This is a genomic window from Kribbella capetownensis (assembly GCF_004331485.1).
Lineage (GTDB): Bacteria > Actinomycetota > Actinomycetes > Propionibacteriales > Kribbellaceae > Kribbella > Kribbella capetownensis.
Genome location: NZ_SJKD01000002.1, coordinates 622,631 through 647,411, shown reverse-complemented (window position 1 = coordinate 647,411; position 24,781 = coordinate 622,631). Strand labels below are relative to the sequence as shown.

The window sequence follows — 24,781 nt, the reverse complement described above, 5'->3', positions numbered from 1 at the left end:
ACGCACCGGCGCCTTGTCGTTGTCTCAGGCATCAGATGGCGGAGGTGACGCCGCCGTCCATCGGGATGATCGCGCCGGTGACATAGCTGGCTGCGGGCGAGGCGAGGAAGACCGCGACCCGAGCCACCTCTTCGGGTTCGCCGATTCGGCCGAGCGGGGTGTCGGCGACCATCTCACCGAGCAGCTCCTCCTTCGACCGGCCGGTGGACCGAACCGCCGCTTCCAGACCCTCGTCGACGCGACCGGTGCGGGTCGTGCCGGGGTTGATCACGTTGACCCGGACGCCTTGCCCCGCGTACGCCTTGGCGTAGCCGACCGAGGCGAGCATCAAGGCCGCGTTGGCCGCGCCGCCACCGATGTGCAGCGGGTTCGCCTGCCGGCCGCCCTGGCCGACCACGTTCACGACCGCACCGCTGCCGCGCTCGGCCATGCCGCGGATGACCGCGTCGGTCGCGTGCATGTAGGTGAAGTACTTCGCCTCCATCGCCGCGTGCAACGCCTTGCTGTCCAACTCGTCGATCGGCGTACGGCGGGCCGCTCCCGCGCAGTTGATCAGAATGTCCGGTACGCCGATCCGCTCGAACACGGCCTTGGTCGCGTCCGGATCGGTGAGGTCGACCCCTTCCACGGCGTACGTCAGGCCCTTGGCGGCGAGCTCCTCCCGGGCCTTGGCCAGGTTCGCGGGATCCCGGGAGATCCCGGTCACCGTGACGCCCTCCCACGCGAGTGCCTCGGCACACGCGAGCCCGATTCCCTTGCTGGCACCGGTGACCACCGCAGTCTTGCCGGACAGTTGCAGATCCACGTGACTCCCTAGCTCTCGGCCTAGCTTTCGGCGTCGTACTCGTCGCGGGCGGCGGCGATCTCGTCCATGTGCTCGTAGGCCCAGGTCCGCATCGTGGCGACGGCGGCGGACAGGCTCAGCCCGAGCGGAGTCAGCGTATAGGTCACGGTCACCGGGACTGTGGCGACGACTGTCCGCTCGACGATGCCGTCGCGCTCCAGGTGGCGCAGGGTCTGGGTGAGCATCTTTTGCGTCACGCCCTCGATCAGCAGCTTGAGCTGGCCGGACCGCAGTGTGCCGTGCTTCTCCAGCGTGCTGATCACCAGCATGCTCCAGGTGTCGCCGATCCGGCCCAGCACCTGACGTGTTGGGCAGGCGCCTTTGGTGGCGTCCCACTTGCCTCTGGCCTGGTCGGTATCCATTGGGTGCCTAGAGCAGTAATAAGTGCTGTCTTCCGCCCGCCACGAACGGTTCGTAGCGTCGCAGTCGAGTCTAAGCACGAGAGGCAACGCTATGAGAGCAGTACTACCTGTCGGACGGGGCAAGGTCGTGGTGGCCGAGGTCGACGAGGTCGAGCCCGGTCCCGGTGAGGTCGTGATCGAGGTCGCGGCGTACTCCCTGAACCGCGGTGAGACCTTCCAACTCGAGAACCCGCGAGACGGCTGGCGCCCCGGCAAGGACGTCGCCGGCCGAGTGATCCGGACGATTCCCGATGGCCCGTCCGTCGGCACCCGAGTGGTGGCGCATGTGCCGCACTCCGGCTGGGCTGAGCGTGTGACCGTGCCGCTGACGCAGCTCGCCGTACTGCCGGACGCGGTGTCGCTTGAGCAGGCCGCGGCCCTTCCGCTCGCCGGCCTCACGGCGCTCCGTCTTGTGCGTACGGCGGGTGCCGTGATCGGACGGCGGATCCTGGTGACCGGAGCCTCCGGTGGTGTCGGCCACTACTTCACCGAGCTCGCGGCAGCGGCCGGCGCATCGATCACTGCTGTCGTGTCGTCACCAGCTCGCGGCGCCAGGCTCCTCGAACTCGGCGCGGAGACGCTCGTCGCCGAGGCGTCGGCCGCGGACGGAACGTTCGACCTCGTCTTCGAATCCGTCGGAGGCGACGGCCTGCCGATCGCCTTGTCGAAGGTGCGGCCCCGCGGACGGCTGATCTGGTTCGGCCAGGTCAGTCGGCAGCCGGCGAGGCTCGACTTCTTCACCATGTTCGACGGACCTGAGAACGCGACGATCGAGCACTTCCACTACACCGACGGCGACGACGCCGCGGATCTGGCCACGCTCGTCCGGCTGGTCGCGGCCGGACGGTTGCATCCCGAACTCGGCCGCATCGAGGACTGGTCCCGGACCGGTGACGTTCTCGACGACCTGCGCGACCGCCGAATCCGCGGCAACGCCGTACTCACACTGTCCACCGAGGAGACGCCGATGAACGACCCGAAGACCGTGGTGACGAAGTACGTCGAGGCCGTCGCCGCCGGCGACCTGGCCACGATCCGCGCGAGTTTCGCGCCCGACGTGGTCTGGACGTACCCGGGCGACCTGCCACTGTCCGGTGAGTGGAAGGGTCGCGAGACGGTGGCCGACGAGTTCCTCGGCGCTGTGGCGGGCAAGCTGTTCACGCCAGGAGCTCCGGTGACCATCACGCTGACGAATGCGCTCGCCGACGGCGACCAGGTCTTCGCCGAGTGGACCGCGCAAGCCACTGCCCGATCGGGCGGGGCCTACTCCAACCGCTGCGGCGCGGTCTTCACCGTCCGGGACGGGGCGATCGTCGCCGTTCGCGAGTACCTCGACACCGACCACGCACGCCGGGTGCTGTTCCCCGAGACATCGATGCCCTGAGCAATCGTCACCTCTCCGTACGTCGGGGCCGTCGGCAACGAACTCGTGATTTGTCCCTGTTCCGGGCTTGAACAGGCCAGTACTATGGGTAACCAGATCGACACTCTTTGTTTCGACGCCTGATGCCCAGAGCAAGTTGCCCAGAGCACCGACGCCGGAGGACCCGTGCCGACCATGTCAACCTCCCATCCCCCGCCTGCTTCCAGTTCTGTGCCTGAGCGCTCGACCTGGAGGTCGGTCCTTCACCATGACGTACCGGCTTCGCTGGTGGTCTTCCTCATCGCGATACCGCTGTCCTTGGGGATCGCCGCCGCGTCCGGCGCCCCACTGATCGCCGGTCTGGTGGCCGCCGTCGTCGGTGGCGTCGTCGCCGGCGCGCTCGGCGGATCACCGTTGCAGGTCAGCGGTCCGGCCGCCGGCCTGACCGTCGTCGTCGCGGGTCTGGTCGGCCAGTTCGGCTGGGCCGCGACCGCCGGGATCACCTGCGCCGCCGGCCTGCTGCAGATCCTGTTGGGCGTCACCCGGGTCGGGCGGCTCGCGCTCTCCCTGTCGCCCGCCGTCGTCCACGGCATGCTCGCCGGCATCGGCGTCACGATCGCCGTCCAACAGTTGCACGTCGTCCTCGGCGGCAAGGCGCAGAGTTCCCTGATCGCCAACCTGGGGGCGCTTCCCGCGCAACTCGTTGCCCATCACCCTCATTCGGTGCTGGTCGGCGTGCTGACCGTCGCCATCCTGCTCACCTGGCCCAGACTGCCCAAAGTAAAGATGGTTCCGGCGCCATTGGTGGCCGTCGTCGCAGTCACGGCGTTGGCCGCGGCGTTCCTGACCGACGTCACTCGCGTCGACCTGCCGGAGCAGCCGCTGAAGGAATTGGTCCTGCCCGCGGTGCCCGACGGTGCTCCGATCGAGATCATCACCGCGGTGCTGACCGTTGCCCTCGTCGCCAGTGTCGAGTCGTTGCTGTCGGCAGTTGCCGTGGACAAGCTTCATCGCGGCAAGCGCAGCAATCTGGACCGGGAGCTGATCGGTCAAGGCGCCGCGAACGCGGTGTCCGGCGCACTCGGTGGCATGCCGGTGACCGGCGTGATCGTCCGCAGCTCGACCAACGTCGCAGCCGGCGCACGCAGCCGCGCGTCCGCGATCCTGCACGGTATCTGGATCGCGGCGTTCGTACTCGCGGCCGGTGCGATGCTCGAGCTGATCCCGATGGCCGCCCTCGCCGGTGTCCTGCTCGTCACCGGCTTGCGGCTGGTCCAGCTCGCTCACATCCGCACCTTGCGCAAACACGACGAGCTCCTCGTGTACGTCGTGACCGCCGCGGGCGTCGCCGTACTCGGACTGGCCGACGGCGTGCTGATCGGCCTGGCGCTGGCGATCGTGCGAGTGCTCTACCGACTGGCCCGGGCGACTGTTACCACGACCGAGGAGGACGGGCTGTGGACGATCCGGATCCGCGGCACGTTGGTGTTCCTCGGAGTCGCCTCCCTGGTGCGCACACTCCGGTCGATCCCGGAAGCGGCGCGGGTTCGGGTCGATCTCGACGTTCACCATCTCGACCATGCGGCGTACGAGGCGATCGAGGACTGGCGACGCGGGCACCTCGCGCGCGGCGGTTCGGTCGAGCTGAACCGGGTGGCGTTCCGGGCCGCGATGCGCTCGGATCCGGCCCGGCGATTGTTGCCCTGGCACCCCCAGGTGGTCGCCGAGCCGGACCAGCGGGTCTCGATGCTGGACGGCATCCGTGAGTTCGAGGCATCGGCTGATCCGATCCGGCCGATGCTGGCGAAACTCGCGGCCGACGGTCAGCGCCCGGCGCAACTCTTCATCACCTGTGCGGACTCGCGGATCGTGCCGAACCTGATCACCACCACCGGCCCCGGCGACCAGTTCTGCGTGCGGAATGTCGGCAATCTCGTTCCACCCAAGGGATCGAACAGCAGCTCGGTCGACGCCGCGATCGAGTACGCCGTCGACGTACTCGGGGTGAAATCGATCGTCGTCTGCGGTCACTCGCACTGTGGTGCCGCCGCGGCCGCGTTGGAGGCGAACGCACCGGCCGGCACCGGTCTGCAGAACTGGCTGCGCCATCTCGAACCGTCGCTGCGACGGGCGGTCGGGCTGCCGGACATCGTCGACCCGGCCACCGGGGTGAAACTGTCTCCGGCCGACAAGCTGTCCGTCGCGAACGTCGGCGTACAGCTCGCGAACCTGCGCAGCTTCGCCTGCGTGCGCGAGGCCGAGGACGAAGGACGGCTCGAGCTGATCGGGCTGTGGTTCGACCTTCGTGCGGCCGCGGCCCGGCTCGTCCTCGACCGCGAGCCCTATCTCGTCCGGGCGGACGAGGAGCTCGCCACCGCGGGCTCGTCGTTCAAACGCTGAGCAAGCTCACCGACGTCGGCGGGGATGCGCACCCGCCGGCTGTCGAAGATCAGCAACAGCGGCAGGGCCAACGCGATCGCGATCAGCCCGTCGAGCCAGTAGTGGTTGGCGGTCACGACGACGACCGTGAATGTGAGCACCGGATGCGCGATCCACAACCACCGCCAGCGTGACCGCGTCGCCCGGATCAGGAACACGGCAACCATGAACGCCCAGCCGACGTGCAGACTCGGCATCGCCGCGAACTGGTTCGCCACCCCGGAATCCGTGCTCGGTCCGTAGACGGACTGCCCGAGCAGTACGCCGGTGTCGATCCAGCCCGGCATCATCCGCGGCGGCGCGAGCGGGAAGAACATGTGCCCGATCAACGCCAGCCCGGTCAGCGAGGCAAGCGCCCAGCGCGCCTTCCCGTACTCCGCCGGCCGCCGGATCATCAGCCACAGCAGAACGACCGCGGTCAGCGGGAAGTGCACGCTCGCGTAGAACGCGTTCGCCACCTCGGCCAGGTCGTCGATCCGCAGTGCGTGCTGCTGCACAGCGGCCTCACTCGGCAGGCCGAGCCACGCCTCCCACCGGATCACCTCGTCGGCATGCCGGAAGGCCGACCCGGTGTGGTCCGCCGACAAGAACCGCCCGAGGTTGTACACCCCGAACAGCACGGCCAGCAGGGCGACCTCGCGCACGATCCGCCAGATTCCGGCGTGCGGCTTCCCCGCGACCGGCAGCGGTCGGTGCTCCACCCGTTCCAGAGTCAGTTGCGCCACGTCGACCCCACCTCAAACCGAACGCTCGTTCTCTAAGATTCCACCCTGCGTCGATGGCCGCCCGAAAATCAAGAACGGTCATTCGTTTTCGACTGTGATCCCGGCCGCACTGGCCGCCGCCCTTCACCACCGTTCCAAATTATCGCAACTTGCTTATAGTTGCGAAGAATATGAACCAACTCACATCTGCGCGAGAAATCCGTTAGACCGGGTGAGCCGGCCGGGAGAGGCTGCGGGCATGGTGACGGAGTGGTGACGGCATGGTGACGGTCTTGATCCGCTGGACCTGGCTGCGGGCCGGGCTGCACAACGGGTGGTGGCTGGTCACGAGCGTCTACCTGGTCGTGGACGCCGGCCTCTCCCCGGCCCAGCTCGTGCTGATCGGCGCCGCGCAGAGTGGATTCGCTCTGGTCTGCGAGGTGCCGGCCGGCGTGGTCGCCGACACCATCAGCCGCAAGTGGTCACTGGTGATCTCGCAGGTCCTGATGGGTACGGCGATGGTCACCACTGGGCTCGTCGACTCGTTCCCCGCGCTCCTCGCCACCCAGGTGCTCTGGGGTATCTCGTGGACGTTCGCGAGTGGATCGGACGTCGCCTGGATCACCGACGAGCTCGACCAGCCGGACCGGATCACCGCCGTACTCGCCCGCGCCGCTCGGGCAGAGCTGACCGGCGCCGCGACCGGACTGATCGTGCTCGGTCTGCTCGCCTGGGCGACCTGCCGCGACCTGACCATCGTCATCGCGGGCGTTGCGATGCTCTCGCTCGCGCTCTACGTCGCGCTGAGGTTCACCGAGCACCACTTCGTCCCGGTGCGGACCGCCCGCTGGTCGGGCTCCTGGACCATCTTCCGCCGCGGCATCTCCCTGGTACGGCGCAGTCGCGCGATTCGTCTGATCTTCGCGGCGACCTTCCTCGTGAACGGCGCGTGGTCGGTCGGACGGCTGTTCCAGATCCAGCTGATCGACCTCGGACTACCCACCGACCCGGACCCGACCATCTGGTTCACCGGCCTAGGCGTCGCGGGGCTGCTCGTCGGCGCGCTCACCCTGCGCGTCGCCGGCCATCGCATCGGCGGCACCCACGCGCGCAACGACTACGCTCTCGCAGCCACAGCCGGCGTACTCGGCACGCTCCTGCTCGCCTTCGCTCGCGATCCGGTCGCCGGCGCGATCGCCGTCGTACTGATCTCAGGCATCGTCAAACCGCTGACCCAGGTGATCGGCACGGTCTGGGTCAACGCCCGCACCACCGCCGACATCCGCGCCACCACCCACTCGTTCCTCGCCCAACTCAAGTACCTCGGCGAAATCACCTGCGGCCTGACCATCGCCACCATCGCCCGCCTCACCACCCTGCCCCTGGCCCTCACCGCCTGCGCACTCCTCTTCGCCGCAACCGCCGTACTCATGCATCAACGGGCTGATCGTGGCGCCGGCCGGACCGGCATCCACACGTAGGTGTCCGCTGTCGGGGAGCGGTCCGTCGACGACGACTACGGGGGTGGTGAGGTCGTAGAGTTCGTGGGCTATCAGGGCGCCTAGGGCGATGATTGTGTCGGGGCGGGCGAGGATGATGGCCGCGGGGGCGGTGCGGGCCCGGATCTGTTCGGCCAGGACGCTGGAGGCGGAGCTCGAGCCGCGCCCGGACTCCATCACGAGGACGCGGCCGGCCAGTACGACGCCGCACTGGGGATGGTGTGCGTCGATGATGCGGCCGTTCTCGTCGGTGCCGCCCCAGAAGGACAGGGGTGCCGTCAGGCGGATCACCTCACCCGTCGCGATGCCGGGATTGAGTGTGCGGGCCGTGATCATGCGTCCTCCAGGATCACGCGACCGGCGCGGGCGGAGGCGACGCATTCCTCCAGCGAGCCGAGCACGGCCGACACGTTGATGTTGCCCGGCGCGTAGTGCGCCCACTTGCCCGAGTTCGTCATCACGTTCTTCCAGGCCGGCGACAGGATCGCCGTCACGTAGGTGCAGGTGTCCACAACGACCGTGACTCCGGCAGCCTCGAGCGTCCGCAGTACGCCGCTCTCCTCGGCCAAGGCGCGCGTCGCACGACCGGTCGACAGATAGAACGCGATCTTCAACGGAGGCCCGTCCGTCAGCAACTCGGCCAGCCGAGCACACTCGGCATAGGACGCATGCGGCGTGCCGACACTGACCGCATCGAGCTCACCCGACGAGAAGGTCGACAACGCTCGCCGTGTCTCCCGCATCGTGTCGAGCTCGACCTCGCGCACTGGCAGCTCCATCGCCTCCTCGAGTGTCGGAGCCTCGGGCGTCACCCCGACCGCGTGGAACAGCGCCACTCCCCCAGCCGATGCGGCGGCCGCACCGAACGCCTTCAGCTCATCCTCGCCGGCGGACGCCGGAATCCCCACCAGCAGAGGGATCTCGCCACCGACCACGGACCCGACGTGATGCCCGAGCAACGGATACGCCAACTCCGACCCCAAGAAACGATCACCCAGCGGGCGGCAGTCGAAGGTCACGGTCCCCAGCCGCGCCTCGGTCGTCTGCAGTCCGGAGTACGGCGCCCGCCCGGTGATCGCAGCACAGATGTCGAGGAAGTCGCCGTACCGATCGGTCCGGGCACCGAGGACGGAGTTGGCGAACACGATCGCGTTCGACTCCGCCCACGCGACATGCTCGCCGAGCCCCGGCCGGTCCGGCAGCTGGTACGGCGCACACGTGAACGTCGGTGTGCATCCGAGGGCGACGTACGCCGACATGAGCTCGCGACCGGACGCCGCGAGGTCGGGGTCCCGGACCAGCTCCGGATGGATGAGGTCCGTCGAGCCGACGTTCAGTGTGGTCGGGACGCGGACCTTCGCGCCAAGGTCGACCAGCCGGTGGGCGAAGTCGAGGCTGACCTGGCCGTGGTACAGGCACGAGTCGACGTGCGCGGAGGTGATCTCGACCAGCCGCGGCGCGTCCGCGATCCGGGCCAGGCTGACGATCACGCGCATCGCGAGCGCGACGCCGTCACCGTCCTGACCGCCGAGCATTCCCTCTTCCTCGGCGGTCAGGCGCAGCGTCTGCATGCCATGAAACTACAGCGTTCAGACCTTCGTCCGGCGGGAGGCGACCAGTGCACCGGCTTGATATCCGTCGGCACGCAGGAGTTGGCCGTGGGTGACCTCGAGGATGTCGATGCTGAGCTCGGGGCCGGTCAGATCCTCGGAGCTGATCGGGCGATCGTCGAGGTACAGATCGACGCGGTCCAACTCGTCCACCTCCAGCGCGACCGTGAGCGTCGTACCGCTGAAGGTCGTCTTCACGTCGAGCCGCCGGTGCGGCAGCGCCGCGAGCAACGAACCGGCCTTGTTCAGCAGGTCGACGTTGCCTTCGAGCAGATCCGCCTGGGTCATCTTGTGCATCACCGTCGGCTTCACGCCGAGGTCCTCGACCGGCGTACCGGACAGCGCACCGACCCGCAACGTCCGGCGGATCGCGACCCGCAGGTTCGCACCGTTGGGCAGGGCGATGTACGGCGAGGTCTCGTCGGGTGGAGGTGGTTCGTTGAGCAGCGCGGCGAGCAGGCCGTGCGTCCACACGTTCGCGCCACCCGCACCGGTGTTGGCGTCGACGCCGAGGATCGGGCCGATCCCGTGGTCGGCGAACCCGGCGGCGAAGATGTCGGTCGCCGAGTACACCCGGGCGTCGGTGATCAGCACCACCGGACCGTGGTACGTCTGGCCGATGTCGTTGGCGCCGTCCTCGGGCGTGATCGGTTTCGCGGCCGAGTACGCCGCGCCCGTCTCGGTGGCCAGGTCGAGCGAGTCGAACCACGGACCGAGATCGATGCCGACCGGGTTGTCCTTGTGCCGGCGACAGATCCGCTGGTTGAGCGGCGTACTGATGAACTGCACCGGTTCCGGCGCGATCCGCCGCGGCGTCATCGTCTGCAGGGTGAACTCGCTGGCGAAGATGTGGCCGCCGCCGTTGTCGCGGACGTCCACGATCATGCCGTTCTGCGGCAGCGCGGCGGCGAGCCGGACGAACTCGTTCCGGAACGCCACCGGGTCCTGCACGCTGAAGGTGAAGATCCGTACATGCCCGAACGTGCCGGACGACGTGACCACTTCGCGGGCGCGGAAGACGCCCGGCATCGTGGTCGGCAGATCGGCGCCGGCGACGGCCGCCGGTGTCCGCAGCTCGGCCGAACTCTGACCGCCTTCCAGCTCGACCACGTCACGTACGTACAGCGCCTTCTTCGCCCGGGCCTTCTCGTCGGAATCCAGATCCAGCCCCATCGAGGCCGACGTCTCGCTGATCGCATCCAGGTCCGTCATCGGCGGCAGGTTGGTGGCGACCTTCCACTGCTCACGCAACTCCTGCGTCGAGCCGTCCAGACCGACGTACGACAGTGTCACCCAGTCCTCGTCCGGCGGCGCCTGGATCACCAGCGGCCGCAGAGTCAACGACTCCAGACCGCGGGCGAGGTTGGCCGCATCGTTGCTGCCGGCGAACAGAGCGCCGTTCAACGCGACCGCGCGGGCGATCGGCGTACCGTTCCAGTGCGTCACCTCGGCGCCCGGCCCGAACTGCGGGGCCGAGAAGCCGGTCACCGTCCGGGTGATCAGGTAGTGCTCGACGTCGGCCGCGTCGTAGCACTTCTCGATCATGAACGGCAGGAACGCGATCTTGCCGGCGAACGGAACCGGCAGAAGGTAGTTGGTGTGCAGGTCGCGGACCGAGTGGAAGATGCTCGACATCTCCCGGTGGAAGATCCACTCCGGCCCCATCGTCGCGGCGGTCTGGCGTTCCATCCGCGCGCGCATCACTCGCAACCGCTGCAACGGATTCACCGCGTGCATCGCGACCTTGAGCGGCAGGTGCACGTAGTTCTGCTCGAGGAGCACCAACGCCTGCTCGACCAGCTGTATGCGCTGCACGAGGGTCAGCGTGCCGGCCGATGCGAGGAAGTTGGGCAGAGGTACGGCGGCCTGCGCGGCGACTGTGGTGCGTTGCGTCCCGCTGGGACTCGCAGCTGCCCGGGTCCTCTTGGCGGCAGAGGCGCGGGCGGCCCGCTTCGTCCCCGTCGCAGTCTTGGCCGGCTCCTGCCGGGCGCTGCTCTTGCGGGTGGCGGTCTTCTTCGCCGCCGCGCTGCTCGTGCGGGTGGCGGTCTTCTTCGCCGCCGCCTTCTTCCCCGTGGCTTCCATGCTGCGTGGCTGTGACATGTCGTGCCCCCAATGCGGCGGCCCCTCCCCGGGCCGCGATCCCTCAACCGTCGTCCGCGCGTCTGGCGATGTCAACGTCCCGCTCTGCCGGGAGTTGACCGCTGTGCTGCAAGGATGGGCGGGTGACTGAGTTCTGGGACAGCATCACGTCGGCACAGCCGGATCCGTCGCTGCGACTGGTGATCGGGACCGGTGTCGTCGCACTGGTGCTGATCGGCTTCCGGCCGTTGTGGCGGATGACGCGCCATGTCGTGACGATCGCGCACGAGGGTGCGCACGGACTGATCGCCGCACTGGTCGGACGGAAGCTGTCCGGGATCCGGCTGCATTCCGACACCTCCGGAGTCACGGTGTCACGCGGCCACCCGACCGGTCCGGGCATGATCGCCGTACTGCTGGCCGGCTACCCCGGCCCTGCGCTCTTCGGCCTCGCCGCTGCGTTCGTGCTGAGCCGCGGGTACGCCGTTGCGATGCTCTGGGGACTGCTGGTCGCGCTGCTCATCCTGCTGCTGCAGATCCGCAATCTCTACGGCCTCTGGTCGGTCGTTGTCTTCGGCGCCCTTGTTTTCGGCATCTCCTGGTGGGGCTCACCGTCGGTCCAGTCCGCATTCGCCTACCTGCTCACCTGGTTCCTGCTGCTGGCCGCGCCTCGCGCCGTACTCGAGTTGCAGCACTCACGGCGCTACGGGCAAGGCCGCAGCTCCGATGCGGATCAGCTGCGGCGGTTGACCGGTGTACCGGCACTGATGTGGGTCGGCGTATTCGGCCTGGTGACGTTGGGATGTCTGGCGCTCGGAGTGGTGTGGTCCGGAGTACTGCCGGGCTAGACCGGTGGTGGCAGCGTCACACCGAAGCCTGTGACGGCCAGACGCAGCAGGACTTGTCCGGGACGTAGCAGGTCGGCGATCTTGGCGGCGCTGAGCAGCTCCAGCTCCGCCAGACGGGTCGCGTACGCGTCAGGTCCTTGCTTGCGTGCGTGCTGCAGTTCGACGGTGTTGTGCCAGACCTTCTGACGGGACTCACGCAGGAAGCGCCGGGACGACAGCCGGTTGAGCGGTGTCAGCACCTGATCGAGCAGACTCCTCGCGCCACCGAGCTCGTCGTCCTCCGCGCTGACGCGTTCGGCCAGCACACCGTCGATCCGCTCATGGTCGCGGCGCCTTCGCTCCATCAGGTAGGGGTCGGTGAAGTCGGCGTCGCTGATCACCGCGAGGAGCGCCTGCGGGAGGTCGTAGTTGACGTGCGCGTTGATGCCGAGCAGCACGTGACGCAGCGCCGGGATATCGGCCGGCGCGTCGAAGGCCAGCCGCCACGGCCGTGACGCTCGAGCGCCCGGCTTCAGGGCGGCATCGTGCGCAACCAGGTAGAGCTCGGCGAACTTCACGTCCCAGTCCTCGACCCAGGCCGGGTCCTCGAAGCGCGCCAGATCGATGGCATCACCAACGGCTCGGGTGGTGCGCAGGTACGTGCTGAGGAAGATCCGGCGGTGGGCCAGGTCGTCCGGCAGCTCGTCCAGCCGCTGCTGCATCCGGGCGATGACGCCGGCCACGGGACTACCATCGTTCATCGGGGTCTCCTGTGGAGGAGGGGGTCATGCCTGCGACAGGTCCACGGTCCTTCGACCCGGTGGTTGTCGGCAATCGCGAGACCGACGCCTGGGCCGCGTACTACCGCCACGAATGGCGGAGTTTCCTCAGCGCCTCCGTCGGGATGGTCGCCGCCGCATTCGGTATGTCACCCCGCCGGACCCTGGCCGGAGCGTGGTTCGTACTGCGCGCCAACCAGTTATGGGCACCGTACCCCGACAACCAGCCGGACGCGGCCCGCGCGTACATGCGCCGCTTCTACGAACTCGTCGCCCAGGACGGCGAGTTGCCGCTCGACCCGGCGCGGGCGGCCCGGTTGGAGGTCGACTGGTGGCGCATCCATCGCGCGCACCAGCACGACGATGCGGTCACCTCCGACCAGCTGGAGGCCGCCCTGGTCGACCTCTATTCCTACGTGTACGACGCCGATCCGGAGGCGATCCGGCCGGCAGCTGTGAACCGTGTCGAGGCGATGGGCCTGTCGGACCGATGGGTCCGGGCAGGCTGCGACCGCGACGACCCGCTCCTCGCGGCAGAGCGGCGCGCGCTGGTCGCGTCGTACACCGCTCTCCGCAAGGCTGTGGAGCGATCGCCGTTCAGGCGCGCCCACCCGTGATCGGACGACCCCGCTGCGCGACGCCCGGGCCGCCGTACGGGTAGTCCGCCGCGCCCGGATCGCTGGCCTGGTTGAGCTTCTCGGTCTCCTCCGCGGTCAGGTGCAGGTCGGCCGCCGCCAGGTTGTCGTCGAGCTGCTCGATCGTCCGGGCACCGAGGATCACCGAGGTGACCGCCGGGCGGTCGACCAGCCAGGCCAGGGCGACCTGCGCCATCGAGTTGCCCCGCGCGGTCGCGATCTCCCGGACCGCGTCGACCACATCGCGGACACGCTGGTTGGTGCTGCGCCGGCGCCACGACTCGACACCGCGGTCCGGGTTCTCGCCCAGGCGGGTCGCGCCGGTCGGCTCCTCGTCGAAGGAGTACTTCCCGGTCAGCCAGCCACCACCGAGCGGCGACCACGGCAACAGGCCGAGCCCGTTCTCCTGCGCGGCCGGAACGATCTCCCACTCGATCTCCCGCACCAGCAGGTTGTACTGCGGCTGCAGCGTGACGAGCCGCGACCAGCCGCGGCGGTCGATCAGGTCGCAGGCCTTCTGCAACTGCCACCCGGTGAAGTTGGACAGGCCGCCGTACCCGATCTTGCCCGCGCGTACGGCGTCCTCGAGGAAGCCGAGGGTCTCGTCGAGCGGGGTGACCGGGTCCCACGCGTGCAACTGGTAGAGGTCGATGTGGTCGACGCCGAGCCGGCTCAGGGACGCGTCGAGGGCGCGGCGCAGGTGGCGGCGGGAGGTGCCGACGTCGTTCGGGGTGTCGCCGGTCGGGAACCGGCCCTTGGTGGCGACGACGACGTCGTCGCGGGCGCTGCTCTTCGCCAGCCAGCTACCGACGATCTCCTCCGAGACACCGCCGGTGTAGACGTCCGCGGTGTCGATGAAGTTGCCGCCGGCGGCGACGTACCGGTCCAGCTGCGCGTGCGCGCCGGCCTCGTCGGTCTCGTTGCCGAACGTCATGGTGCCGAGCGCGTAGGTCGAGACGATCGCTCCGCTGGCGCCCAGAGTGCGGTATTCCACAGTTGCTCCTCATTTGTCCGGACTTGCTCCGACCACCTTAGAACTGTCGGGAGTGGGGACTACGGTGGCTGTCCATGAACACAAGTGAACTGCTGATCGACGCATACAGCCGGATCCAGGAAGAAGTACACGGGGTGGTCGACGGGCTGGACGAGAAGACTCTCGCGACCCGGCCGGGCGACACGGCGAACTCGATCGCCTGGCTGGTCTGGCACCTGACCCGGATCCAGGACGACCACGTCGCCGGCGTGGGTGGATACGAGCAGGTCCTGACCGCCGATGGGTGGCACGAGCGCCTAGGACTGCCGTTCGACCCGGCCGACACCGGCTACGGCCACACCTCCGAGCAGGTCGGCCAGGTGCAACTGTCGGCCGAGCTGCTGACCGGGTACTACGACGCCGTGCACGCGCGGACGCTGGAGTTCCTGCGGCTCGTCACCGACGACGATCTCGACAAGATCGTCGACCGGAACTGGACGCCGCCGGTGACGATGGGCGTGCGGCTGGTCAGCGTGATCGGCGACGACCTCGAGCACATCGGCCAGGCGGCGTACGTCCGGGGACTGCTCAGCTGAGGGTGGTCTCCCACAACGTCGTACCGGCGATGAGATAGACCTTGCGGTCCTTGGTGACTGCAGCGTCGGTCACCAGGCCCTGTGGACCGCTGGACTCCTGGACCGTCCAGCTGCCGCCGCTCCCGGTGACAACCTTCACCTTGTTGTCCTGAGCAACGATCTGGACGATCTTGTCACCGTCGACGATCGGCGGCGGCAGCTTGTCCTTGTCGCCGACCGGGATCGACGGCACGCCCTGGAGCCGTTGCGCCGTGCCGTTGGCGCCGAGCCGCCAGATCGCCAGCTTCCCGTCGACGTAGCCGGAGATCACGCAGTCCTTGTTGCAGGTCGCGGTGTTGGCCTGGCTGCGGTTGCCGGGATCCGGGAGGACGATCCGGGTCCAGCCCTGGTTGAGGTCGGCAGATCGCCAAACCGCGGCCTCCTGCGCGACGACGTTCGGCGCGAGCCGCACCTGGGAACCGACGAACATGACGCTCTTGCCGAGCGTCGTCCCGAAGCCCGACCCGACGAGGAGGGACGGCGTACTCTGCAGGGCGGTCTTCGCCGAGCTCAGCCGGTTCCACTTGGCGTCGCCCTGCGGCAGCCACACGGTCGCGTCGTTGCCGGTCTCGACCCCGCCCCAGGAGCCGAGCAGGGCGCGGCCGCCGGAGGACGTGATGACGGCCGAGAACAGATCGCCCGCGTCCTGCCCACCGAAGGTCCAGAACACCTGCGGGCGCTCGATGAGGCCACCGGTGACCGAGCCGGTCCACACGGTCCAGCGGGTGTTCGAGTGCGCACCACCCGATGCGCCGCCGAGCGCGAGCAGCTGCTTGCCGTCGTACGCGATCGAGTACCAGACCGCCTCGTAGGCGTACGGGCTCGCCGGGTTCGGCTTGATCGCGATCGGGGTCTGTTTCCCCTGCTCGAGCAGGACGAGACCCGGGACGACCTTGGCGCCGCGATTCCGCAGGCCGACCAGCAGTTGATCGCCGTACGCCCGGAGCGCGACGGGCTCCGCGCCGACGTCGACCTTCGACCAGGCCACCGCGGGCGGTGCCGGTGGTTGCTTCGTCTCCCCGCTGCACGCGGAGAGGACTGCCATCATCGCGATGGCCGCGACCAGGCGACGCATCAGCGATTCTGCGGAAGCTTGGTGGTGGACTTGCGGCCGGTCCGCGGCGCGGACGGCGGTGGCACGACCGGGCCGATATCGCCGTCGGGCGCGACATCGAGGTCGATGATCACCGGCGCATGGTCGCTCGGACCGGTGCCCTTGCGGGCCTTGCGATCGATCCACGCCGCCTTCACCCGCTCGGCCACCGGATCGGTCGCGAGCATCAGGTCGATCCGCATGCCGAGGTCCTGGTGGAACATGCCGGCGCGGTAGTCCCAATAGCTGAAGACACGGTTGTCCGGCCAGCGATCGCGGACGACATCGTGCAGGTCCTTGGCGCTCATCAGGTCGGCCAGCGCCTGTCGCTCCGGCGCGGTCACGTGCGTCTGACCGACGTACGCCGCTGGGTCGAACACGTCGGCGTCTGTCGGGGCGATGTTCATGTCACCACAGACGATCTGGTCGGATGGACCGGAGGCGATCACGTCGCGTAGAGCGGCGAGCCAGGCGAGCTTGTAGTGGTAGTGATCGGAGTCCGGCGTGCGCCCGTTCGGCACGTAGAGCGAGTGGATCCGGATGCCACCGCACGTTGCCGCGACCGCACGCGCCTCGGGATTGGGGAAGCCGGGCGCACCGGCGACGCCGGTCACCACATCCTCCAGGCCGACCTTGGAGAGCAGGGCTACGCCGTTCCACTGCACCTCGCCGTACAGGGCCGTGTCGTAGCCGCGGCCGGCCAGCTCGTCACCGAGCAGCGCGGTGAAGGCGTCGTTCGCCAGCTTCGTCTCCTGCAGGCACACCACATCCGGTTGCCGTTCGTCCAGCCACCCCAGCAACCGGGGCAACCGCTGTTTGACCGAGTTCACGTTCCAGGTAGCCACTCGCACCCGGCCAACGGTAGACCTCGGGACGGACCATTTCAGCCCGTTAGTTGCGCAGTCGGAAACATATTACTTGAAGTGTATATACGCTTTCTGTGATACTTCTCGGCATGGACGTCTTCGAGGCGATCGCCGAGCCGAGCCGGCGGGAACTGCTGGACCTGTTGTCCGAACGCGAGCGGCCGGCCGGTGAGCTGGTCGCGCACCTGCACAAGCTCACCCAGCCTGCCGTCTCCCGGCACCTGCGGATCCTCCGCGAGGTCGGTCTGGTCGAGGTCCGGCCGGACGGTCAGCGCCGGATCTATGCGCTGCGCGCCGACCGCTTGATCGAGATCGAGAACTGGATCAGTCGGTACCGCAGGTACTGGCCGCGGCACCTCGACGCCCTCGAGAGCCACTTGGCCCACAATCAGAAGGAGCCCACCGAATGACCACGCAAGATCGCTATGGCGACCTCATCATCGACGGCGACCGCGCCACGATGACGTTCCGGCGCCACCTGCCGCATCCGATCGACGCCGTGTGGGCCGCGCTTACCGATCCGATCGAACGCAAGGCCTGGTTCGGCGAGACCGTGATCGACGGACGCACCGGCGGCACGATCGAGATGTTGCCGGACGAACCACCGGCCGCACCCGACGCCAAGCGCCTCACCGGGCGCATCCTCGTCTGGGACCCGCCGCATGTGTTCGAACACGAGTGGCACCAGCGCATCGTCGAGGACAGCGTCGTGCGGTACGAACTGTCCGTGGACGGCGACGGGACCCTGCTGACGTTCACCCACACGGGGCTGTCGGTCACCAACGCGCGCGGCTTCCTGCCTGGTACGCACGCCTTCTTCGATCGGCTCGACGCGCATCTGGCCGGGGCCGAGTTGCCCAACTGGTCGGACCGGTACGCCGAGGTGGCGTCGTCGTACCCCTCTTGGTCGTGATTCTGCGCATCATACGGCCGCTGCTTGGTTGAGGGCCGTCTTCATCCACAGGCCGGGCTGTGACGCCTGGTAGTTATCCACCGACGGAAAGTCAGTCCGTTCCGGGCGGCCGAATCGCGGCACTCTCTTGGGCAGGAGAGAGGGGAACGGATGGCTGAACTGGACTGCGAGCCGGCTGACCGGACCGCACTGGTCGCCTACCTGCGCGACATCGGGAACCACGAACTACTGACCCTGGAGGAGGTGAACGAGCTCTCGTACTGGATCGAGGCCGGGCTGCTCGCGGCGGAGCGGCTGGCCGGCAACCGCGGCCGGCACGATCCGGCCGACCTGCAGCAGGTGGTCGTGCTCGGCAAGCAGTCGTGGCGACGGATGATCGAGTGCAACCTGCGGTTGGTGGTGTCCCTGGCCCGGCGGTACACCGGGAAGGGCATTTCGCTGCTCGATCTGATCCAGGAAGGCAACATCGGGTTGATGCGGGCGGTCGAGCGGTTTGACCATCGCCTCGGCCACCGGTTCTCGACGTACGCGATCTGGTGGATCCGCCAGGCGATCGGCCGGGCGATCTCCGATCGCTCACGGCTGGTCCGGATGCCTGCCCAGGCCTACACCGACTCCGGACGGCTGGCATCGATCCGGCACGAGCTCACGCAGACCCTCGGTCGGGATCCCACCACTCGGGAGCTCGCCACGGCGACCGGTCTGTCGGTGGCTCGGGTGGAACGCGCCCAGGCGTGGCGGATCCATCCGGAGACCCTCGACCTCGACGACTCCGAGCCTGCGATCGACGACGAGTCCGTCGTACTGCACGCCGGCCTGCGCCGGGACATCGCCTACCACCTGGAGTTTCTCGACGATCTACACCAAGCCGTCCTCCACCACCGCTACGGCCTCCAAGGCCACACGCCGAGCACCATCGAGGAGACCGCCAGCCAACTCAGCCTCCCTCCGGACCAGATCCGCACCCTCGAACGAGAAGCCCTCCGTCAGCTGCGCCGCCGAGCCCACCACCATCTCCGCGACTACGCCGCCTGAACGCTGCGGAGACGTGGGCGGTGCGGGCCCGGTTGGTGGCGGCTGGGATGATGAGCAGGTGAGACTCAGGCGCAGTTCCTGGCCCCGTGAGCTGACCGAGGCGGTGACCATCGCGTCCCGGCACTCAGCCCGCGGCAAGGAAGACATCCTGGCCGCCGTCCGCCTGACCAACGGCAAGTGGGTTGCGGGGACGCGCGCGGCCGTCTACCTGCCGACCGACTCGCCGGAGTCCGTCCGTCGTGTCGGCTGGGAGAAGATCGAGCGCGCCGGCTGGGACTCCGACGCTTCGGTCCTGCACGTCTTCGAGACCACCGCCTTCGGTACGCCGCTGCGCGCCACCGACCTCCCCGTCGAGGACCCGGGCCGCTTCGGGCAACTGCTCCGCGAACGGGTCGACGCGAGCATCGTGATCCAGCGCCACGTCCCGCTCGTCGGCAAGCGCGGCGTACGCATCATCGGCCGCCGCAACCCGGCCACCACCGACGTACCGGTCGCCTGGAACTTCGTTCTGGACAAGGGTTTGGAGCCGGACCAACCCGGCGTAATGGATGCGGCCGAAGCAGCCCTCAAGTCGGTCCGGGAGGAGTTCGGAATCTGACCCAGAAGGCAAGCCCGGGCAGGCCGAATCCCGTTTTTGTAGTTCGGCCCCGTCCTGCTAACCTACTCAGGTCCTCGGGGTTTCGGGGACAGGTTCCATCCCGATCCCGCGTAGCTCAATTGGCAGAGCAGCCGGCTGTTAACCGGCAGGTTACTGGTTCGAGTCCAGTCGCGGGAGCAACACGACAGCCGGTCTCCTCCAGGAGCCGGCTTCTTTCATGTCCGCTGAGGCTCCCCCGGCGGCCGCGTGGCTGCACGCCGTACGCAGGCCACCACTCCTGCCGCAACCTCAGCCGCGGCAGGACCGGCGCGATCTACACCTCAGGAGTCAGTGTTATTTGCCCTTCTTGCGGTCGATGGCGCGCTGAATCCGGTCCTGCGGCTGACCGGTCAACTTGGCCAGCAGCGGCACCCGATACTTGTACGCCGCGATCGCGCCCACTACGAGCACGAGGAAAATGAACCAGCCCATCGGTGTTCCCTTCGTCGGACCTGCCTCCATCATGCCTGGTCCGTCCCACCCACCCCTCAGTCAAACCCCTGACACACCCCTGGTTTCCCCACTCCCCCACACCCACCAGATACCATCTGCCACGCACGGGGCGGTAGCTCAGCTGGTTAGAGCAGGGGACTCATAATCCCTGGGTCGCGGGTTCGAGTCCCGCCCGCCCTACGTCATGAATCCGCAGGTCAGAGCAGTCTCCTGCCCCCTGACCTGCGGATGACACCGGATCTGCGTGGCATGGAGCTCGTGCATATCGTCCGTGCGTGACCGATGGATCGCGTAGGTCGAAGCGAAAGCGAGGATCGATCCGGCGGCTCAAGTCGGGATCGCTCCAGGTTCGCGTGTATGCCGGCGCGGACCCAGTGACGAAGAAGGACCTCTACCTCACCGCAGTTATCCCGGTAGGTCCGCGCCAGGAGAACGAAGCAGAGAAGGCGCACACGCGGCTTCTCAGCCAGATCTATGAGAAGCGAAATCCCAAGACGCGCAGACGGTCCGTGGCTACCGGTCGAAGTTGTGACGGCGCAGGATCCGAGACACGGTCCGGGCCGGCACCCCGACCTTCGGGCCGAGCACATCGGGGCCTTCGCGGTGCTCGGCGCGAGCAGCCGGGACCTTCTGCTCAACCCGTTCGCTGGTCTTTGTGGGCACCGTGTGCGGCCGGGACGAGCGCGTCAGCAGGCCTGCTTGGTGGCGTTGACGATCAGTCGGGGACCGTGGACCGTCAGCCGGGCGCTGCCGTGGGACACGAGAACCTCCGTGGTTGGAGTGGGCCTTAGACGAGCCACATCCAATGCGGAGGTTCTCCCACGTTCAACCAGACTTGCCGATACCAACATTAGGGGTTTCGAGGCGCGCTACGTGCCGTGGCGATGATCACGCTGCGCCTGCTCGCAGCAGGTGTGAGCTGGTCAGCTGCTTGTGTGGATCTGCCCGTTGACGCCGTCCGGGTAGAACCCGCCGCGAGACGCCTTCTTGGGAGTCAGGTAGACGACGTTGAGCACTCGGCCGGGGATACGGCCAAAGGCAACACTGTCGCTGTCGGCGGGCACGATGTTGGCCGTGCCGTTGACGGTGATGCCCTGGTCATCATCGCTCGGCCCGTCCAGGCTGTCCCGCGCGTCCGAGATCGCGTTGGCCTGCCGGGCCAGGTCGCGGTCGAACAGCACGCTGCGGATGGTCGCCGCGTGGTATGCCTCGACCGCCAGCATGCCGGCGGCCGCGGCCAGGAAGGTTTTGTTGCTGATCAGCGGCGCGGCGCCCTTGAACGCGGTGACTCCGACATCTTCGAAGATGAACGCGCCCTGCAAGAAGTTGTTCTCATTGGCGTAGACGTCGAACGTCTGCCCAGGCTTGATCAGCCCCGCAGCTATCGCGACGGCGGTGAAGCTCTGCTTGATGTTGATGGTCGGCCGGGCCACCGCCGCGCTGCCCAGCGCCGCGTGAAGGAACCGGACGTGGTCGAACTCGTCGTGGGCGATCTCGGCAGCGAACTGGCGGACCGACCTGCTCTTGAAGGGGACCGCGCGGCCGCCTATCACCGGCCCGCGCCGGCCCGTTCCGTGGGTCAAGTTGCCGGGCAGTCCATGCCCGTGCACTGCGAAGGAGTAAAACTCCCCCTCCAGGTACTCCAGGTTCAGCGCGAAATTCAAGATCGCGCTGTCCGAAATCGAGTTGGCGTCTTGCGCTGAGGCAGACGCAGCCGTGACCGTCGCCCCGGCCACGCTCACACCGATCATTCCCAGGCCTGCTGCGGTCGCGCTCTTGAGGAACCGCCGCCGGTCCGCCGGATTCTCCGCGCTCCTGTCGATCAGGTCGTGTACATACCTCGTCCCGAACATCCTGTTTCTCCTCGGCGTCGTTTGCTCCAACCGGGACACAGGCCGGACGGCCTGACCGACCTTCACATCCCGAAACCTGCTAGGTGAGGGGTTGCCAGTGGCGGGATTCCTGGGCACAGGCCCAGTGATGACCCCGCCCGGCAAGGCACTCTTGGTTGTACTCGCCATAACCCACACGACTGGACGATCAAGCACTAGTCAAGACTCTGGATCACGATCTTCAGGCGGCTTCGGGCCGAATTCTCTCGGGGGCTCGACGAGCGGCACTCGGCCAGCCAGCTCTCCGTGCCCAGCAGCGGATAGAGCACCCGCATCGACAACCCGCGAGGTGATCGGGGCCACCTCTCCTGGGCGCCTCGGTCGCCTCGGTGATCGCAGCTCCTCCACCGGCTTCCTCGGGTCGACACAGCTGGCGCGGCTCAACGTGGAAACCCTGGACACGTTCTCTGCAGAGCTGCGCAGATGCCGCATCCATCGCAGGGGCCATCAGAAGGACATCGAGCACTGAACGACTAAGCCTCATCAGTGTCACGACCACGCGGGCAACCGGCGCACCCCGGAACAACCCAGCAGGCTGCTGGGGGTGACCCGTAGGTGTGGCGGGAGTTGTCGTGGATCTCGATGATCTTTCCGGTCAACTCAGCGTCACGCCGCTCACGCGGTGACGGTCCGCCGGTGCGCTCGGCGTAGTAGGCGGAACGGGAGACCTGCAGCAACTCACACGCCCGCTTCACGCTGTGGTCGCCTGCCTTCTCCGCCTCGATGAACGGGTAGCAGTTCACCGGGTCTCCTTCACGAAGAAAGCCGTGGCCCGCTTGAGGATCTCGACGTCCTCGCGCAGCCGCCGGTTCTCCCGGCGCAACTGCGCGAGCTCATCCTTCTCGCTCGAGGTCAACCCGCCGTCACCGGTCCCGGCATCACGCTCGGCCTGCTTCAGCCACGCCCGCACCGCGGTCTCGGTCAGATCGAAGTCCTTCGCGACCTGACCCACCGACCGGTCACGACGCTGACACAGCTCGACGATCTCCGCCTTGAACTCAGCAGTGAACGAACGACGAGGCCGCGGCTTCTTCTTACCCATGGACTCCATGATGGACATCCTTCCGGAGCACAAGCTCCTGATCTCGGATGTCCGTCAAAACGGGTCAGGCCCAGTCTGAGCCTCACGGTCGATGTGAGGGTTTGCTGCGAGAGTCGCATTCGCAGCGCCAATGGGGAGAAGGGCTCGCCGCTTCGAGGGGGCTTGTAATGGCGTGGTCAAGTTACATGCCGATTGGACCCGAGGAGGTTTTCTCGGGCGTTGGGGCATGTGCTGGGAGCCCAGGGATGTTGGATGTCTTCGTCCGCCCCTCCGGCAACGTCCTATGGCACAACTCCTACGTAGAGGTCGGCGTGTGGGGTGGTTACGAGACGGTCGACACTGAGCCGATACTTTCGGTTTCCGGCGCACCGTCCCGGATGTTCTTGCCGGACCATCGCGGTTCGCCGGTTTCCTGGAGCCACGACTGGGTCTGGGTTCGGCGGACGTCCCAACACCAGTGAACTGAGCGCGCACGGGCGACCCCCGCCTGCACGGTCGAGCGCACGATCGCCTTGACCAACTGGAGCCTCTACGCATTGCCACAGCGCAACCTCAGAGGGGGCCCGCGTGATGTCATGATGTGCTCGTTACTGAAGGCTTCGAATGCAAGTCATTCTCGGTCGGCCTACCGGTGGATGCGGCTGACCAGTCGCTCATGGCACTTTTCAGGCATCTAAGCGACTCCCTGGCTGAAGATGACCCCATCAGCATGGACGACATCATCACTGTGTCCTTCCAGACCGAGCTTTGTCAGGACGCTGTCGGTCGCGGTGCGTTCACCGTCGTGTTCGACGACGATTGACTCCGACACACCCATCGCCGTCTCGTCCCTTTCAGATTCGTCCGACGCGGGATCCGTGGCGCTTTGAGCACTGCGCTCCGCATGACACCACCCCTGTGTCTTCCCATCTGCCGTTCAGCCCACGCGTTGCGCGATGAGGCGACGCCAGAGGGGCCAAGGTGGAGCGCCCAACTGGACGTACGACCTTGGCCCCTCCGGTGGCTCCTGGTAGGACCTGACTGGGCTGAGCGGCGGGCGGGAAGACGGACCCCGACCGCTCCGACGTAGCGGGCCAAAATCGGGCTCGTCATCCCGGAGTCGTGAGGTCCCCGCCGGAGGCGATTGCTCTTGCTCAGGAAAGACACCGAGAGCGGTCGCGGGCGGTGAACGGCCGGAGGCCGCCGGGACTGAGGTCAGCGGGGGGCGTAGGTGAGGATCACGGATCCGTTCTGCAGCCTCCTTTCGTCGGTGAGCCTGAGGTGGAGCATCGAGGTGTCCACGTCTTCGAACAGCCGTCGTCCTGTGCCGGCCACGACGGGTCTGATCCAGAGGTGGAACTCGTCGATCAGGTGGTCTCGCACGAGCGTGTCGTCGAAGTGGGTGGTGCCGTATTTGATGAGGTCTTTGCCGGGCTGGTCCTTCAGCCGGGCGATCGCGCTGGATGGGTCAGGCCCGAGCAGGGTGGCATTCCATGCCGTTTCGGTCAGTGTTCGAGATGCGACGTATTTGGGCATGGCGTTGATGAGGTCGATGTAGGGGTTGCCAGCGGTGTGGCCCCAGTTCGCGTAGAAGTTCTCGTAGGTCAGCCGACCCATGACGAACGCGTCGTAGTTGCCCAGCTGCTCCATGGACGACGCCGCGTCCTCGGCGTCGAAGTTGGCCCACCGTTCAGGCGCTTCGATGACACCGTCGAGCGAGACAAAGGTCGATTCGATCAGCTTGCGCATTGTCCTTCTCTTTCTCGAGTGGTTGATCCTGTGATGTGACGCGATCCTCGGGCGGCCTTCTCAGCGAGATCGACGTTTGCCGAGGAAGCCGACCAGCGAGGCGCCCCACACTCGTCGGGGAGTCCTTTTTCAGCGTCGCGGGCGCTTCACCAGTTGCCGGATTGCCCGCGCAAGGTCGTGGCGGTCTCGATCGGTTGGAGCTGCGCGCTGCTCCGAGCGTGGGGGTCCTGCGCCAGCGCGCCGTGGTCGGCGACCACGGCCTCTTGCTCGTCCTCGGACACCGCCTCGTGGTAGCCGGGCTTGTAGTGGATGAACATCGCGTACTTCATCTGAA

At 67.6% G+C, this 24,781-nt stretch carries 26 protein-coding genes, 2 tRNA genes and 2 pseudogenes; 13 read left to right on the top strand and 17 right to left on the bottom strand.

The annotated features are described in order from the left end of the window. Positions 1-31: 31 nt before the first annotated feature. Together E0H75_RS13445 and E0H75_RS13440 are read right to left on the bottom strand one after the other, a co-directional pair. Positions 32-805, bottom strand: coding sequence for an SDR family NAD(P)-dependent oxidoreductase (locus E0H75_RS13445; protein WP_131513821.1), 774 nt, complete (start codon positions 803-805; stop codon positions 32-34). Positions 806-825: 20 nt separating this feature from the next. Then, on the bottom strand, positions 826-1,206 hold the full coding sequence (locus E0H75_RS13440; protein ID WP_131513820.1) for a winged helix-turn-helix transcriptional regulator: 381 nt from the start codon (positions 1,204-1,206) through the stop codon (positions 826-828). Positions 1,207-1,297: 91 nt separating this feature from the next. Here E0H75_RS13440 and E0H75_RS13435 point away from each other — a divergent pair, with 91 nt between their 5' ends. Then, entirely contained in the window at positions 1,298-2,629 is a 1,332-nt protein-coding gene (locus E0H75_RS13435) for a nuclear transport factor 2 family protein (RefSeq protein ID WP_131513819.1), read from the top strand. Positions 2,630-2,803: 174 nt separating this feature from the next. Further along, positions 2,804-5,008 carry a bifunctional SulP family inorganic anion transporter/carbonic anhydrase gene (locus tag E0H75_RS13430; protein WP_131513818.1) on the top strand — a complete coding sequence of 735 codons (2,205 nt, stop codon included), beginning with the start codon at positions 2,804-2,806 and terminating at the stop codon, positions 5,006-5,008. Here the strand turns inward: E0H75_RS13430 and E0H75_RS13425 are convergent. Next, positions 4,951-5,772, bottom strand: coding sequence for a phosphatase PAP2 family protein (locus tag E0H75_RS13425; RefSeq protein WP_238162992.1), 822 nt, complete (start codon positions 5,770-5,772; stop codon positions 4,951-4,953). The genes E0H75_RS13430 and E0H75_RS13425 overlap by 58 nt on opposite strands. A 260-nt stretch (positions 5,773-6,032) precedes the next feature. On the opposite strand from E0H75_RS13425, the gene E0H75_RS43575 reads away from it, so the two are divergent. Then, the gene (locus E0H75_RS43575; protein WP_131513817.1) at positions 6,033-7,232 is read left to right on the top strand and encodes an MFS transporter; all 1,200 of its coding nucleotides are present in this window, start codon (positions 6,033-6,035) and stop codon (positions 7,230-7,232) included. Positions 7,233-7,310: 78 nt separating this feature from the next. Here the strand turns inward: E0H75_RS43575 and E0H75_RS43570 are convergent. The 3 genes and pseudogenes from E0H75_RS43570 to E0H75_RS13405 form a co-directional block, all read right to left on the bottom strand. After that, positions 7,311-7,586 (bottom strand): annotated as a pseudogene (locus tag E0H75_RS43570) (aconitase X swivel domain-containing protein); the annotation flags it as partial. Then, positions 7,583-8,821 carry an aconitase X gene (locus E0H75_RS13410; RefSeq protein WP_131513815.1) on the bottom strand — a complete coding sequence of 413 codons (1,239 nt, stop codon included), beginning with the start codon at positions 8,819-8,821 and terminating at the stop codon, positions 7,583-7,585. The pseudogene E0H75_RS43570 and the gene E0H75_RS13410, both read right to left, overlap by 4 nt. 18 nt (positions 8,822-8,839) lie before the next feature. After that, positions 8,840-10,942, bottom strand: coding sequence for a S41 family peptidase (locus tag E0H75_RS13405; RefSeq protein WP_238162991.1), 2,103 nt, complete (start codon positions 10,940-10,942; stop codon positions 8,840-8,842). A 140-nt stretch (positions 10,943-11,082) separates the two neighbouring features. On the opposite strand from E0H75_RS13405, the gene E0H75_RS13400 reads away from it, so the two are divergent. Continuing rightward, positions 11,083-11,787 carry a M50 family metallopeptidase gene (locus tag E0H75_RS13400; protein WP_131513814.1) on the top strand — a complete coding sequence of 235 codons (705 nt, stop codon included), beginning with the start codon at positions 11,083-11,085 and terminating at the stop codon, positions 11,785-11,787. Here E0H75_RS13400 and E0H75_RS13395 read toward each other — a convergent pair. After that, complete coding sequence (locus E0H75_RS13395) at positions 11,784-12,527, bottom strand: DUF5995 family protein (protein WP_131513813.1); 744 nt, start codon at positions 12,525-12,527, stop codon at positions 11,784-11,786. The two genes, E0H75_RS13400 and E0H75_RS13395, sit on opposite strands and share 4 nt — an antisense overlap. Positions 12,528-12,553: 26 nt before the next feature. On the opposite strand from E0H75_RS13395, the gene E0H75_RS13390 reads away from it, so the two are divergent. Then, a complete protein-coding gene (locus tag E0H75_RS13390; RefSeq protein ID WP_131513812.1) occupies positions 12,554-13,162 on the top strand; it encodes a hypothetical protein in 609 nt (202 codons plus the stop codon). Here E0H75_RS13390 and E0H75_RS13385 read toward each other — a convergent pair. Continuing rightward, positions 13,143-14,174, bottom strand: coding sequence for an aldo/keto reductase (locus E0H75_RS13385; protein ID WP_131513811.1), 1,032 nt, complete (start codon positions 14,172-14,174; stop codon positions 13,143-13,145). The two genes, E0H75_RS13390 and E0H75_RS13385, sit on opposite strands and share 20 nt — an antisense overlap. 74 nt (positions 14,175-14,248) lie before the next feature. On the opposite strand from E0H75_RS13385, the gene E0H75_RS13380 reads away from it, so the two are divergent. Then, entirely contained in the window at positions 14,249-14,749 is a 501-nt protein-coding gene (locus E0H75_RS13380) for a mycothiol transferase (RefSeq protein ID WP_131513810.1), read from the top strand. Here E0H75_RS13380 and E0H75_RS13375 read toward each other — a convergent pair. Together E0H75_RS13375 and E0H75_RS13370 are read right to left on the bottom strand one after the other, a co-directional pair. Next, positions 14,742-15,863, bottom strand: coding sequence for a hypothetical protein (locus tag E0H75_RS13375; protein WP_131513809.1), 1,122 nt, complete (start codon positions 15,861-15,863; stop codon positions 14,742-14,744). The two genes, E0H75_RS13380 and E0H75_RS13375, sit on opposite strands and share 8 nt — an antisense overlap. Beyond that, on the bottom strand, positions 15,863-16,732 hold the full coding sequence (locus tag E0H75_RS13370; RefSeq protein WP_165553703.1) for an exodeoxyribonuclease III: 870 nt from the start codon (positions 16,730-16,732) through the stop codon (positions 15,863-15,865). The genes E0H75_RS13375 and E0H75_RS13370 overlap by 1 nt, the downstream gene beginning before the upstream one ends. 104 nt (positions 16,733-16,836) lie before the next feature. Here E0H75_RS13370 and E0H75_RS13365 point away from each other — a divergent pair, with 104 nt between their 5' ends. The 5 genes from E0H75_RS13365 to E0H75_RS13345 all read left to right on the top strand — a co-directional run bounded on the left by E0H75_RS13365 (position 16,837) and on the right by E0H75_RS13345 (position 19,470). After that, positions 16,837-17,157: an ArsR/SmtB family transcription factor gene (locus E0H75_RS13365; RefSeq protein ID WP_131513808.1), complete on the top strand. Its 321-nt coding sequence runs from the start codon at positions 16,837-16,839 to the stop codon at positions 17,155-17,157. Further along, a complete protein-coding gene (locus E0H75_RS13360; protein WP_131513807.1) occupies positions 17,154-17,660 on the top strand; it encodes an SRPBCC family protein in 507 nt (168 codons plus the stop codon). The genes E0H75_RS13365 and E0H75_RS13360 overlap by 4 nt, the downstream gene beginning before the upstream one ends. Before the next feature lie 150 nt (positions 17,661-17,810). Continuing rightward, the gene (locus E0H75_RS13355; protein ID WP_131513806.1) at positions 17,811-18,695 is read left to right on the top strand and encodes a sigma-70 family RNA polymerase sigma factor; all 885 of its coding nucleotides are present in this window, start codon (positions 17,811-17,813) and stop codon (positions 18,693-18,695) included. Positions 18,696-18,753: 58 nt separating this feature from the next. After that, positions 18,754-19,293, top strand: coding sequence for a hypothetical protein (locus E0H75_RS13350; protein WP_131513805.1), 540 nt, complete (start codon positions 18,754-18,756; stop codon positions 19,291-19,293). 104 nt (positions 19,294-19,397) lie between these two features. Further along, a tRNA-Asn gene (locus tag E0H75_RS13345) sits at positions 19,398-19,470 on the top strand. 156 nt (positions 19,471-19,626) lie between these two features. Here E0H75_RS13345 and E0H75_RS43045 read toward each other — a convergent pair. Then, positions 19,627-19,764, bottom strand: a complete 138-nt coding sequence (locus E0H75_RS43045; RefSeq protein ID WP_165553701.1) for a hypothetical protein — start codon at positions 19,762-19,764, stop codon at positions 19,627-19,629. 127 nt (positions 19,765-19,891) lie between these two features. Between E0H75_RS43045 and E0H75_RS13340 the strand changes: the two genes are divergently transcribed. Next, positions 19,892-19,965 (top strand) — tRNA-Ile (locus E0H75_RS13340). 348 nt (positions 19,966-20,313) lie between these two features. Here the strand turns inward: E0H75_RS13340 and E0H75_RS44075 are convergent. The 4 genes and pseudogenes from E0H75_RS44075 to E0H75_RS13320 all read right to left on the bottom strand — a co-directional run. Beyond that, a pseudogene (locus tag E0H75_RS44075) lies at positions 20,314-20,481 on the bottom strand (IS481 family transposase); the annotation flags it as partial. A 227-nt stretch (positions 20,482-20,708) separates the two neighbouring features. After that, positions 20,709-21,704: a ferritin-like domain-containing protein gene (locus tag E0H75_RS13330; protein WP_238162990.1), complete on the bottom strand. Its 996-nt coding sequence runs from the start codon at positions 21,702-21,704 to the stop codon at positions 20,709-20,711. Positions 21,705-22,150: 446 nt separating this feature from the next. Further along, positions 22,151-22,420: a hypothetical protein gene (locus E0H75_RS13325; protein WP_131513804.1), complete on the bottom strand. Its 270-nt coding sequence runs from the start codon at positions 22,418-22,420 to the stop codon at positions 22,151-22,153. Continuing rightward, positions 22,417-22,728, bottom strand: a complete 312-nt coding sequence (locus tag E0H75_RS13320) for a transposase (RefSeq protein ID WP_165553697.1) — start codon at positions 22,726-22,728, stop codon at positions 22,417-22,419. Before E0H75_RS13320 ends, E0H75_RS13325 begins: the two co-directional genes overlap by 4 nt. 571 nt (positions 22,729-23,299) lie before the next feature. On the opposite strand from E0H75_RS13320, the gene E0H75_RS13315 reads away from it, so the two are divergent. After that, positions 23,300-23,521: a hypothetical protein gene (locus tag E0H75_RS13315; protein ID WP_131513802.1), complete on the top strand. Its 222-nt coding sequence runs from the start codon at positions 23,300-23,302 to the stop codon at positions 23,519-23,521. 392 nt (positions 23,522-23,913) lie between these two features. Here the strand turns inward: E0H75_RS13315 and E0H75_RS13310 are convergent, their stop codons facing one another. Beyond that, positions 23,914-24,447 (bottom strand): dihydrofolate reductase family protein, encoded by a 534-nt coding sequence (locus E0H75_RS13310; protein WP_131513801.1) that lies wholly within the window; start codon positions 24,445-24,447, stop codon positions 23,914-23,916. Between the two features lie 146 nt (positions 24,448-24,593). Further along, entirely contained in the window at positions 24,594-24,776 is a 183-nt protein-coding gene (locus tag E0H75_RS13305) for a YciI family protein (RefSeq protein WP_131513800.1), read from the bottom strand. Between the last annotated feature and the right edge of the window lie 5 nt (positions 24,777-24,781).